Genomic DNA, 12,283 nt, shown 5'->3' on the forward strand with positions numbered 1-12,283 from the left:
CCCTCTTGCTTCTGCAATCCACCAGACATGCGTTCTTCGATGAAGAAGTTGCTGCAGCTGCTTTTTCTTTCTGCACTGTTCGCTGGCCACGCCCACTCGGCACAGCCTTATCCGTACTCTGCCGATCAGGCGAGAGCGTTGCTGACGCAGCTCGGCGCACATGTGCTGGTCATCAACTCCGACCTCACGCTGATCAAGAAGAAGCCGGCGAGAGAGTTCGACCTGCTGGCTTACTACCCGCTGCCCAAGATCAAGCTCGACGAGTACAAGCGCAACGGCCACATCACCAACAAGAACGACGACATCGCCGACTTCGTGACCTACGAGATCAAGGATTACGAACTCATCAACGAGAAGAATGAGAAGCTGCAAGTGAAGGAGAGCAGCAAGGCGGCGGCGTTGCAGGATTTCGCGCTCTGGACCTACGACCATGTCCTGAGCAGTCAACGGGGTTTCCACGTGAAGCTGGACAAGCCTTTCGAGCGCGTCAAGGGCCACATCACGCTGGTCTTCGAGATGCCCGGACGCATCACGCGCGAAGTCCGGGTTCTGGTCGATCTCTCCGTCACAGACGAAGACCCGCGGCCCGATACCTGAAAGTGCGCCAACGCAGCTTGGATGTGACCACGAACGCGGAAATCCCTGGCGGAACCGTCGATATCCACAGGCGTTGTCACCTCGCCAAACCCGATGAACGACGTTTCTGCCGATACCGTCGCACGAGCCATCGAAATGCTCGCAGCAGACAACGCAACCGACGAACTCCTCGAGGTCCAGTTCCATGCGCTGGTAGGCAACGAGCTTGATGCGTGCCGCTTGCGCGACTGCATCCCAGAGGCGTTCGGCCTCGTCTTGGCCGCGCACCTGTGCCCGACCTTGAAGCTGCCGGACTGCTTCCAGGCAAGGGATGAGAACGGTGTCTGGCAACACATCCCCCTGAACGCCGAGCCCGTTTTCGTGCATGCATTGCCTATTGCGCTGCGCACTTTCCACGATGGACCCCGGGCACGCTTTCAAAACATTGCAGAGATGAGCTCCGTGGTCGACGCCTTGAAAAATGCGCTCAATGCGGGTGGATCCCTCGACGGCTGCACGCTCGGCGGTCCCCAGATAAACGGCTTGTCGGCCAGCCTCTACAGAGGGTAGCCATCGGCACAGCGAGGCCGTCTAAACGCTAGCCTTCGACCCGCACGTTCGCCCCGCCACTCGCCGCGATCACGATGCCTGCCAGCACCGCCAGCAGCCCGACCACCAAGCCCCAACGCAACGGCTCCGCCAAGAGCCAGGCGCCGACCAGGCCCGCGGCGACCGGATTGACCGTCACCGAGATCGCCACGCGCGTGGGTGTGGTACGCCCCAGCGCAAAGGCCCAGAGAAAGAAACCGATGGCGCCGCCGAACACGCCGAGGTAGGCGACAGCCAGCCACTGGGCCATGCCGAAGCGGGCCACGGGCGCGAAGCTCCCCGCATGCCAGGCGATGCTCGCGAGGCACAACGCGCCGGCCGCCATCGCCAGGACGGTGAAGGAGAGCGGCCCCGACCGACGTATCACCGCGCGCGAGCCGACGCTGTAGAAAGCCATGCACAGCGCCGCTGCCAGCATCAGCAGATCGCCTCGCCACGCGCCTGGCGGCGCCGTTCGCAGGTCCGAGAACAGGGACAGGGCCACGCCCGTCATGGCGACCAGCACACCGACCGTCTTGCGGCGGGTGAACGGTTCGATGCGCAGGACACCGGCCACGGTCATGGTCAGCAGCGGCAAGGCGGACAGCGAGAGCGCCCCGCGCGCAGCCGAGGTGTAGTGCAGCGAGGCGTTGAAGAGCAGCGGGAAGAGTCCGAAGAACAGCAGTCCCAACGCAACGGTCGCCGGCCAGTCGCGTCGCGCAGGCCAGCGCTCGCTGCGGCTGCCCAGCAGCGCCATCGGCAGCAGCAGGCAGAAGCCGATGCCGAAGCGGAACGCGCCGAGAGCGATCGGGTCGACCGCTCCGGCCACGTAACGCGTCCCGCCCACCGCTGCTCCGCCCAGTGCGCTGGACAGCACGGCGGCCGCGACGCCCGCAAGTTCTCCCACGTTCATGCTCCAGGTCGTTGTCGTGGCGGCAGCGTAGAAGCCTCACTATCATCAATCAATCGAATTAATTTGATGCATCTCATCAGGGAATGAAATGACTCTTCCATCGCTCGATCCCGATCTGCTGAAGGCGTTCGTGGCAGTGGCCGAACACCGCTCCTTCACCCGTGCGGCGACGGCGCTGAACCGCACGCAGTCCGCAGTGAGCATGCAGGTCATGCGGCTGGAGGAGCGGGTGGGCACCGCTCTTTTCCATCGCACGAAAGTCCATGTCGAGTTGAGCCTCGCAGGCGAAAGACTGCTCGGCTACGCGCGCCGGATCCTGCAACTGGGCGACGAGGCCGTCGGCCAACTGCAGCAGCACAAGGTGGAGGGCAGGGTACGCCTGGGCGTCATGGACGACTACGGCACACACGTCATGCCGCCGGTGCTCGCGCGCTTCGCGGCCGACTATCCGCACATCCGTGTCGAAATGGAAACCGGCCTCACGGCCCGCATGCCGCAGCGCCTGGGCAAGGATTTCGACGTCGTGATCGCGATGCATCCGCATGGCCAGGGCGGCGGCGAACTGCTTCGGCAGGAGCAGGCCGTGTGGGCCACCTCGGCCTCGCACCCGGTGGAGTTGCAGCATCCGCTGCCTGTCGCCCTCTATCCCCGGGGATGCCTGTTCCGCGAATGGGCCACCGAAGCGCTCGACAGCGCCAGGATTGCCTGGCGGCTTGCATTCGTCAGCCACGGGCTTGCGGCCGTGGAATCCATCGCAGCGCAAGGCCTGGCGGTGACGGTCGTGAAGTCAGGGACCTTTCCGGCAAGATTGCGGGCCTTGTCCGAGGCCGAGAACCTGCCGCGGCTGCCTGCGGCGGATATCCGGCTGCACCGCGCGCGCAACCTGCCCCGTGCGGCATCGCTTCTGGCCGAGCAGATCGTGCAGGCCGTCGGTCGCTGAGAGCAGGCCCGGAAAGGGGCGCCTTGTCGATCGGCTCCGTGCGTCTTTCGGTCGCCCGGAGAATTTCTCCGATCGCTCCTGGCTTTTGAATCCGATATGAAGAGGTCCCCGTATGGAAAGGAAGTCGCGCCATGGATTCGCGGCTTTTCTTCGATTGGAGCGTTGATGCGAAGGCTGGCCGCCGTGTCTCATTCAGTTTGGATCGGCATGCTGGCTGGCTGCCCTGTCGCCCATGCACAGGAAAACCATCTCCCGGAGATCCAGGTGCAAGGGCCGCGCGATGCAAGCATTGGCAGTGCCGATAGCGCGAGCGAGGGCGCGGTGGAGCGGGAGTCCTATCAGTCGCGACCGAAGCTGCGCCCGGGCGACATCGTTGAAGCGGTGCCCGGTGTGGTGGCCACTCAACACTCGGGCGACGGCAAGGCCAACCAGTATTTCCTGCGCGGCTTCAACCTCGACCACGGTACCGACTTCGCGGTCACGGTCGACGGCATGCCGGTCAACATGCCGACGCACGGCCATGGCCAGGGCTATGCGGATCTGAACTTCCTGATTCCCGAGCTGGTGTCCGGCGTGCGCTACCGCAAGGGCCCGTACTTCGTGCACAGCGGCGATTTCTCGCTTGCGGGCAGCGCCTCACTCGACTATTTCAGCGCGCTCGATTCGCCCTTTGCCGAGATGACGGTGGGCTCGCACGGCTTCCGCCGCCTGCTGGCCGCAGGCTCGCGCACCGTGCAGGACCAGACCTGGCTCGGCGCCGTCGAACTCGAAGGCAACAGCGGCCCCTGGAACGTGCCGGAGAAGCTGAGGAAGGCCAACGCCGTGCTGCGCTATTCGCAGGGCTCGCAGACGCGCGGCTTCAGCGTCACCGCCATGGCCTACAGCAGCCGATGGACCTCGACCGACCAGGTGCCGCAGCGACTGATCGACAGCGGAGAACTGCAGCGCTTCGACAGCCTGAATCCGACCGACGGTGGAAAGACCCGGCGCATCAGCCTGTCCGGCAAGTGGTTCGACAAGGGGCCAAGCGGCGATACCGAGTTCAGCGCCTACGCCATCGACTACCGCTTCGATCTGTTCTCCGATTTCACCTACTTCCTCGACAACCCGGACAACGGCGACCAGTTCGAACAGACCGACCGCCGCCGCGTCTTCGGCGCGCAGGGCTCGCACACGATGGCCAACAGGATCGCCGGTCTCGACGGTGTGCTGAGTCTGGGGGCGCAATGGCGCGGCGACCGCATCGGCGAAGTCGGCCTCTACGACACGGAGGCGCGCCGGCGCTTGGGCACGGTGCGCAACGACAAGGTTTCGCAGGATTCGTTCGCCGTGTACGGGCAGCAGCTGGTCAGTTTCAGCGACCGTTGGCGCGGCTACGTGGGCCTGCGCGGCGACGCGCTGCGCTACGACGTCCAAGGCCGCGAGCCCGTCTTCGGCCCGCTCAACAGCGGCAGGGGGCACGACGCGCAGCTAAGCCCCAAGTTCGGTCTGGCCTTCGCGCCCACGCCGGCTCACGAGTTCTATTTCAATGCGGGCGTGGGCTTCCACAGCAACGACGTGCGCGGTGCCACCATCACCGTCGACCCGAAGACCGGCGACGCGGCCGATCGCGTGCCTGCGCTGGTGAAAGGTCGCGGCGCGGAAGTCGGCTGGCGTTTCCAGCCCCACGAAAATCTCACGGCCACCGTGGCGCTGTGGAAGCTCGACCTGGCTTCCGAACTGGTCTACGTCGGCGACGCGGGCACCACCGAGCCGGGCCGCGCGAGCACGCGCCGCGGACTCGAGGCCACGCTGCGGTGGAACTTCGACCGCGCCTGGCGCCTCGAGGTGGACGCCGCCGTGTCGCGCGCCCGTTTCAAGGGCGTGGCGCCGGAAGGCGAGGGCAACCATGTGGACAACGCCATCGAGCGCGTGCTGGCGGCCGGCATCACCTACATCGAGGGGCCGCTGACCGCGTCATTGCGGCTGCGCTACATGGGGCCGCGCGCGCTCGATACGCTGAACGCCGTGCGCTCGCGCGCCACCACGCTGCTCAATTTTGGCGCGCGCTATGCAGTCAACCGGCAGCTCACGCTGGGATTGGACGTGTTCAACCTGGCCGGGCGCAAGGGCAACGACATGGAGTACTACTACGCTTCGTGCACGGCGGGCGAGGTGGTCAGCGGCAGCTGCAGCGGCGGCGTGAACGACCGCCATGTGCACCCGACGGAGCCGCGCAGCGTGCGCATCAGCGCGCGGTACACCTTCTGAGCCCCGCGCTTCAGGCGAAAGGCAGCACCTTCACATCGAGCACCCGCTCGCCGAGCCAGATGGCCGCCACCAGCACGGCCAGCGCCGAGCCACCGCGCAGCACCAGGACCGGATAGCGCTGCCAGTTGCGCAGCGCCAGCAATACGACGAGCACCACGGCCACGACCATGAGCTGGCCGGCCTCCACGCCCAGGTTGAACTGCAGCAGCGCGATCACGAAATCGCGCAGCGGCAGCTCGAGCTCGGCCAGCGCCCCCGCAAAGCCGAAGCCATGAATGAGGCCGAACAGGAAGCCGAAGAGCTTTCGGCGCCCGCGCAGCACCGGATGGATGTTGTCGATGGCGGCGAGCATGATGGTGATCGCGATGCCGGGCTCAATGATGCGCGGCGAGATGGTCACGATCTTCAGCCCCGCGAGGGCCAGCGTGATCGAGTGCGCGATGGTGAACATGGTGACGATGCCCAGCATCGGCCACACCGCCTCGCGCCAGGCGAGCACGGGCTCCCAGCCGCCGCCGCGACGGCGCAGCACGGCCGGCAGCAGCAGGCAGATCAGGAACAGGATGTGGTCATAGCCGATGAGAATGTGATGAATGCCGTCGCGAAAGAAGCTGCCGTCGGGACGCGTGGCCGTGTCCGCAGCACCCTGCGAGCCCGGCCAGGCCAGGGACACCGGTCCCGCCGACGGATCGAGCGACAGCACCACGGGCTGTGCTCCGCCCGCCGCTTCGACGCGCAGCAGGCCGCGATGCGTGGGATCGACTTCGCGGAACAGGCGGTAGTCGATGTCGAGCGCGGCGCCAGCCTCGCAATGCGCCTGCAGCTGGAGAACGAGGTAGGCACCGTCGATGCGGTCCTCGACCGCGGGTACCTGCGCTTCAACCAGCGCGCACCGGCCCTGCTGCAGACGCAGGCGCGCGAGCGCATAGGCCCGGATGTCCGCCAACCGGGTGCGCACTTCACCCCAGCTGAGCTTCCGGTCGGCGTTGGCGTCCAGGTCGAGCATCGCGTCGAGGTCGCGCAGCGCAATGTCCCAGCGCAGGTCGATCGTGTCGCCGGTGCGCTGCAACTGCAGGTAGGCATCGCTCGCCTTGTGGGCGTGGGCCGCCGCCGACCCGAAAAGCAGCGCAGTCACCAGCAGCACGAAGAGCGCGACGCGTTCACGGTGTTGCATCGACACGGGCATCCTTCAGTCCGATCTGCTGCATCAGAGCCTTCACTTCCCCGCGGGCTGCGCTGTCATTGGCGGCCGACGCGGCTCGCGCGAACACCAGCAGGTCGATGGGCTCGCGCTGCAGCCTGACGTTCACGCGTGCGAGTTCGAGCGCGCGCTTCGGGTCGTTCTGCACGTCGAGGGCGAACATGGCTTCTTCACGCGCATGCAGTGCGGTGGTTCCGGGGCGAAGCGCGGCTGCCTCGAAGCGCTGGCGCAGTTCTTCGGCCGCGTCGTGGGCAGCCTGGGCACTCTGGGCACTCTGGGCACTCTGGGCACCTTGGGCGCTCTTGCCGCGCGCGGCGGCGCCGGCGATGGCCAGCCGCAGCAGCACCGCGTCGCTGCGCGCCTCGTCGGCCAGCAGTTTCGGGATCTCGGCGTGGCGCCCAACGCGCTGCAGATAGTCGCTGTAGGCCAGCAGCAGATAGCCGGAGCGCTGCGCCGCCACGGCCTTGCGATAGGCCGCGTCGGCTTCTGCCTGGCGGCCCGCCAACTCCTCGACCTCGGCAAGACTGGTCAGCAGCCATTGGCGAGTCCCGGCTTTGTCTGCATCGCGCAGCGCCGGTTCCGCCAGAAGGGCCTGCAGTGCCTGTCGGGCGTCGTCGTGGTTGCCGCGCAGCCCGGCGTTCTCGGCAAGGCAGGCGACGCCGTACAGGGCCGGGCCCACCCGCCCGAGCGAGCGGCAGGCGGCATCGGATTCGTCGTAGCGCCCGCGCACGCGAAGAATGGTGGCGAGCGTGATCCAGGCCTGCGCATCGTTTGGACGTCGGGCGAGCGCCACCTTCAGGGTGGCCTCGGCGCCATCGAAGTCATGAAGGAACTGCGCGATGGTGGCGCGCATGACCAGCACGGCGGGCGGCGTCTGTGCCGGAGGTGCGGCCTCCCAGGCCTGCAGTGCGCCCATGGCGTAACCGGCGTAACGCGCATCGCCTTGTTCACGTGCAAGTTCAAGGTAGGCCGAGGCCGCAGCGATGGCCGTAGCCTCGTCCTTCGGTCGCTGTGCCAGTTCGCGGCGCAGCCGGTGTTGCTGGCTCGACCATCCAGCGACGACGGGCAGTGTCTCCACGACCTCGTCGTCGCTCGCGGGTACGCGCGGCACCGCATGCGCCGCGAGAGCGGCCACGGCGAGCACGGCGATTGCCGCCCATGCTTTCGCGGATGCGGCCAGGCGCATGTCGGCTACTGCGTGGCGACCGGCTCTTTGGTCTCCGACGTCGGAGGCGGGTCGAAGGCCGCCACGTCGGTCGGTTCGCTCGTGTCGAGCATGGTCGCCACCATGGCCTGCACGTAGGCGACGAACAGGTCGTAGGGGTCGGCAGCCCCGGGCGGCGTGTTTTGCGGCGGGCTCTGTGGCGACGTGTTTCCGCCGACCGGCAGCGGGAACGGATAGAACCCGCCCCCGCCGCCACCTCCGCCGCCGCAGCCCGCAAGGGCCGTGGCCAGCAGCAGGGCGGCGCCAATGCGATGGATGTTCCGGTTCATGCCGTGCTCCCGTTCACGGTGCCGCGGCGGCGTTGACGGCGCCGGGCAGCGGGGTATTGAGGTACGGGAAAGCGGCGGGGAACTGCGACGGGCTCTGCAGCGCGCCGTCGGTGATGGCCGCACCGCCGGCCGGTGCATCGCTCGGCTTGCAGCCGACCTTGAGCGCATCGTTGGCGCCGGTCAGGACGCACAGGGCGCCCATGGCCACGCGCAGTTCGATGTCCACCACGTCGTCGCCCGGGCGGCGTCCGTTCGGGAAGCCCGCGTTGTCGCCGCCGGCCACGCCGAGGTTGCTCTGGTTTGCCATCGCGGTCGGAGCGATGCTGGTGTTCAGGCGAAGCATTTCCGAGGCCTTGACGTTGGCGGGCTTGTTCAGGCCGTCGATGCCCGTCAGGAATGCCGCGACCAGGTCGGTGCGCGGAAAGTTCGTCGGTGCGGGTGCACTGGGGTACAGCGTCTGGATCAATGCCGGCAGCGTCGGATTCGTCACGTAGGTTGCGAACTGGCCGTCGTCCATCGGCCTGGAGCTGTTGAACCTGTCCTTGTCCTTCAGGCCGATGACGACTTCGTTGACCAGCGGCATGCCCAGGCGGGAGACCTGTGCCCAGGCGCCGCCGTTGAGCGTCGTGGTGCCGTGGCCGCTCTTGGGCGGGCTGGCGATCAGTCGGCCCTGGCGCGCGCTGGCCGTGGTCCAGCCGCCGATGATCGGGCCGGTACCGCCCGCAGTGAGACAGGCGATCGGCACTTCAAGCGCCAGGGTGCTCACGTTGCGCGTGGCCAGCGTGCCTGCGCCGTAGGCGCTGGTCGAGCCGAGCGGGTTGAGGTTGATGAGGTCGAACACCTGGCCCAGCGCGACCGCGAACGGGTCCTGGCGCTGGCCCGCGAAGACGCGGCCACCCCCGGCACAGCCCGGGATGTTGATGTTGTAGATCTGCTGGGCCGCATAGGCGGCATAGCCGTTCGGGCCGCCGAAGGTCTTCTCGCCGATGTTGTCCGTCGGCCGGTCGAACACGGTGCTGCCGTTGGCCGCGTTGGTGACGGCAAACGCCTGCCCCTTGCGGCGGTCGCCGCGCACGACGGTGAGCGTGAATGTCTCGCGCAGATTGCTCGTGGCCTGGTTGGGCGCCGAGATCTGGCCGGCCTGCACCAGCGGGATCGAGACCTGCTTGCCCGAGATCGGCAGCTGGATATCGCGCAGCGTGTTGGTGAAGCGGAACTGGAAGGTGAGGGCTTCCATGGCGCTGCCGGTGTTGTCGATGTGGATCTCGTAGAGCCCGTTCGGGTCCATCGTGAAGTAGTTGGGGCCACCGTACGGGCCCTGGTCGGGCTGGTAGTTGGCGATCAACGTCACGAAGTCCTGGCGGTTGGGCTCGTAGCTTCGGAACATGTAGAAGTCGGTGCCGTCGAGCTTGGGCATCCCGGCAATCGAGGGCGCCTCGCGGTGGCTGGAGGCGAATGCGCTGACGGCGGCGGCCGCACTGAGCGCAAGAACACAGGCATTGACAGGCGTTGGAAGCAATCTCATCGGCGTCACCTCGATAGTCAAATGTTGGAATGAGCGGCAGCGACTTGCGCAAGGCGAAGCCGTGCGCACAACCCATACGCCGAGAAAGTTCGGCTGGATTCAGCGGCAACGGGATGGGTAATCCCTGATTGCAGGGCCTGCGCTGGCCGTAAGAGGGCCTCTTTCCCCGGCGGGATGAAAGGGCGGCGAAACCTGCCTTTTGATGCAGCGATCACATCACCTTGACAGCGCGGCCGATGAACCAGCTCGGCCCGGCCTGGGCGTCCGCGAGAGCTCCGAGTCAGATTAGACTTCGCGCATGCAAGACATCATTGCCGGTTTTCTCCGCTTCCAGGCGGAAGTCTTTCCCAGTCGCAAGCAGCTCTTCAAGGAACTGGCAACGAGCCAGACGCCGAAGGCGCTGTTCATCTCGTGTTCGGACAGCAGGATGGTGCCCGAGCTCGTCACCCAGCGAGAGCCCGGGGATCTGTTCGTCATCCGCAATGCGGGCAACATCGTTCCTTCCTTCGGTCCGGAGCCGGGCGGGGTCTCGGCAACGGTCGAGTTCGCCGTGTCGGCGTTGAAGGTCAGCGACATCGTGATATGCGGCCACTCCGATTGCGGTGCCATGAAGGCAATCGCGACCTGCGCCTGCCTCGACACGATGCCTGCCGTGAAGAACTGGCTGCGCTATTCCGACGCCGCGCGGATGATCAACGAAGCGAAGCCGCACGCCGATGAACGCTCGCGCGTGGACGGCATGGTGCGGGAAAACGTGATCGCCCAACTGAACAATCTGCGCACGCACCCGTCGGTGGCGCTGGCATTGGCCCAGGGCAAGCTGAATCTGCACGGCTGGGTCTACGACATCGGGAGCGGCTCGATCGAGGCGCTGGACATGGAAACGAACGCCTTCGTGCCGCTGGCGAGCCATCCATCGGCCAGAAAGCCGGACGGCGCCTGACTCGCTGCCGCAAGGATGCAAGCAGTGCGCGGAGGACGATGTAGAGCGAACGCACGGGCTGCTGGATTCCTGTCAGTAGGCCGAGTGAGGCAAACATGAACGGCGATGCGCGCAACGGCAGCGGCGCCCATGCAACGGGGAGCGTGAAGCTGCTCCCGCAGAGCGCTTTGTCGTCATGGCGTCTGGGAGCCATCCACCGAAGACCTCTCGCGTGCGAGGTCGCGATACTTGTTTGCCAGTGCCCGCAGATCGGCAGCGCTGACAACTCCCCGGGATAGGTGAAGTACCGGCAAGGGAGAGACATATGCTCCCTGAAGTTTCTGCCTTGTATCCGGAGTGGCGATTCGCGCCCCGATCCACAAGACATCGAATCCGCTTATGCGCTCAGGGCTGTGGCCGCGAGCCGATTGAAGGCAATTCTGGCGGCGGTCGAAGAAGCCAGTCGCGCATGCGGGGCCCGCTAGCATCACCCACTTGCATGCCCCGCACGCCGAGTGCCACGGACCTCCGGCCCCCTGGGCCGCGCACCCGCTGCGGGTTACGACACCTTCCCGGTCTCGTGTTGATGGCCTGACCGTCCTGCGATCTTCGCCAAAGCGTCAGCAACTTGTTGTCGCCGGAAGGCTGGCGCAGCCGAACATGATTTTCGGGCGTGGACACCCGCTAAGCGCGCTCATGGTCGGGCTCGTCGTGGACTCGGCCGCCGCGTACGCGAATCCGCAGGGGCGTCGCACGTGGGCGTCGTGCCGGCAGACGGATCGAACGGCCTTGCTCCAGCGCATCGGCCATCCGTTCCCGGATCAGGTGCATCAGCCCTTGCTGCGAGGCCCGGTCGGGGGTGACGCGCCGCGCGTACTGCGCGGCGAGCTCGAGGACCGCCGCGGCCGCGGCCAGCCCGGGTTCCTGGCGCAGCGACGTCTCGAAGAGAGGTCCTCCTGTACGCATGTGTTCGGCGTGGCGCTTCATGGCACGCAGGTGATCCGCGGTTTCGACGCGCCACCTCGCGCGCTGCACGACGAGGGTCCTTTCGCTGATGGCGTCACCCGCCATGTCGCGGGAGGCGTCCCGGATCTTGACCGGATGGGTGCCCTCCTGGCGCAGCACCACCTCGTCACCGAGGCGTGGACGGGAGGCCGATTCGGCAAGGGCGCGCTCGAGATCCGCGCCCCAGACGGTGCGCTCACCGGCTTCCGAGCGGACCGTCGCGTAGAAGGACATGCGCTGTGTCGCGTCGAACCGGTACGGCGCGGCCCCCGCGGCGACGAGCAGGCCCTGGATGGGCGGGCGCGAGCCCTCGCGCGATCGCGGCCCGTCTTTGAATTGCCGGCCTGGATCGGGGCCGCCGTCCGGGGCTGCCGGCCCCTGTCCGGCGCCACGCGACGGATGCCTGCGCACCTGCATCCGCTGCAGCTGCTGGATTTCGGCCGGCGTCGGCTCATAGCCTCCGACCTCGATCCCGCGCAGCGTGGCCTCGCGCCACAGGTTCTGCCGGAAAGCCTCGGTGCCTCTGAGCGAGATGGCCTGCCAGCCGCGCGCTTGCGCGATCGCGACGACGTTGCGCAGCACCTCGAGGTTCTCGGTCCCTACACGGATGCGATGGCCGTCGTCGATGAACGCCAGCGTGCGATCCGGGAAGAAATAGCGGTCGTCGACGCGCAGGTAATTCCGCTCGATGGCGTCGGGGACACGGGCGTGTGTGCCCTGGGCGGGCGCAGCGTCCGCTTGGACAGTGCCGGCCAAGTCCCCGGACATGCTGCCCTCGCTGTCGGTGGCGAGGCCTGCAGGGGGTTCGATGCGGGACATGGTGGCATCCTTTGTGATGAGGGAAGGGGACTGGCGCGGCTGCTGGAGCG

The 12,283-nt window shown here is 66.9% G+C and carries 11 protein-coding genes; 5 read left to right on the forward strand and 6 right to left on the reverse strand.

Going from position 1 to position 12,283, the window contains the following annotated elements:
- The first annotated feature begins 39 nt into the window (after window positions 1–39).
- Both G369_RS0131595 and G369_RS0131600 read left to right on the forward strand, forming a co-directional pair.
- Window positions 40–597 carry a hypothetical protein gene (locus G369_RS0131595; RefSeq protein WP_208604414.1) on the forward strand — a complete coding sequence of 186 codons (558 nt, stop codon included), beginning with the start codon at window positions 40–42 and terminating at the stop codon, window positions 595–597.
- A 93-nt stretch (window positions 598–690) separates the two neighbouring features.
- Complete coding sequence (locus tag G369_RS0131600) at window positions 691–1,146, forward strand: hypothetical protein (protein WP_019658085.1); 456 nt, start codon at window positions 691–693, stop codon at window positions 1,144–1,146.
- Window positions 1,147–1,174: 28 nt separating this feature from the next.
- Here G369_RS0131600 and G369_RS0131605 read toward each other — a convergent pair whose 3' ends face one another.
- Window positions 1,175–2,077 carry a DMT family transporter gene (locus G369_RS0131605; RefSeq protein ID WP_019658086.1) on the reverse strand — a complete coding sequence of 301 codons (903 nt, stop codon included), beginning with the start codon at window positions 2,075–2,077 and terminating at the stop codon, window positions 1,175–1,177.
- Between the two features lie 88 nt (window positions 2,078–2,165).
- Between G369_RS0131605 and G369_RS39755 the strand changes: the two genes are divergently transcribed.
- Together G369_RS39755 and G369_RS0131615 are read left to right on the forward strand one after the other, a co-directional pair.
- On the forward strand, window positions 2,166–3,017 hold the full coding sequence (locus tag G369_RS39755) for a LysR substrate-binding domain-containing protein (protein ID WP_019658087.1): 852 nt from the start codon (window positions 2,166–2,168) through the stop codon (window positions 3,015–3,017).
- Window positions 3,018–3,224: 207 nt separating this feature from the next.
- Window positions 3,225–5,267, forward strand: a complete 2,043-nt coding sequence (locus tag G369_RS0131615) for a TonB-dependent receptor (RefSeq protein WP_019658088.1) — start codon at window positions 3,225–3,227, stop codon at window positions 5,265–5,267.
- A 10-nt stretch (window positions 5,268–5,277) separates the two neighbouring features.
- Here G369_RS0131615 and G369_RS0131620 read toward each other — a convergent pair whose 3' ends face one another.
- Genes G369_RS0131620 through G369_RS0131635 form a run of 4 tightly spaced genes read right to left on the reverse strand, consistent with a single transcriptional unit; the run spans window position 5,278 to window position 9,487 of the window.
- Window positions 5,278–6,441: a HupE/UreJ family protein gene (locus tag G369_RS0131620; RefSeq protein ID WP_038116512.1), complete on the reverse strand. Its 1,164-nt coding sequence runs from the start codon at window positions 6,439–6,441 to the stop codon at window positions 5,278–5,280.
- Window positions 6,428–7,654, reverse strand: a complete 1,227-nt coding sequence (locus G369_RS0131625; protein ID WP_019658090.1) for a tetratricopeptide repeat protein — start codon at window positions 7,652–7,654, stop codon at window positions 6,428–6,430. The genes G369_RS0131620 and G369_RS0131625 overlap by 14 nt, the downstream gene beginning before the upstream one ends.
- Window positions 7,655–7,659: 5 nt before the next feature.
- Window positions 7,660–7,962 (reverse strand): hypothetical protein, encoded by a 303-nt coding sequence (locus G369_RS0131630; protein ID WP_019658091.1) that lies wholly within the window; start codon window positions 7,960–7,962, stop codon window positions 7,660–7,662.
- A 13-nt stretch (window positions 7,963–7,975) separates the two neighbouring features.
- Window positions 7,976–9,487, reverse strand: a complete 1,512-nt coding sequence (locus G369_RS0131635) for a DUF4331 domain-containing protein (protein ID WP_026346800.1) — start codon at window positions 9,485–9,487, stop codon at window positions 7,976–7,978.
- 298 nt (window positions 9,488–9,785) lie between these two features.
- On the opposite strand from G369_RS0131635, the gene G369_RS0131640 reads away from it, so the two are divergent.
- Window positions 9,786–10,430 carry a carbonic anhydrase gene (locus G369_RS0131640; protein WP_019658093.1) on the forward strand — a complete coding sequence of 215 codons (645 nt, stop codon included), beginning with the start codon at window positions 9,786–9,788 and terminating at the stop codon, window positions 10,428–10,430.
- 663 nt (window positions 10,431–11,093) lie between these two features.
- Here G369_RS0131640 and G369_RS0131645 read toward each other — a convergent pair.
- Window positions 11,094–12,233: an LPD7 domain-containing protein gene (locus G369_RS0131645; protein WP_019658094.1), complete on the reverse strand. Its 1,140-nt coding sequence runs from the start codon at window positions 12,231–12,233 to the stop codon at window positions 11,094–11,096.
- Window positions 12,234–12,283 lie beyond the last annotated feature (50 nt).

This window comes from Variovorax atrisoli 110B (assembly GCF_000382045.1).
In the GTDB taxonomy this organism is placed as follows: Bacteria; Pseudomonadota; Gammaproteobacteria; order Burkholderiales; family Burkholderiaceae_C; genus Variovorax; species Variovorax atrisoli.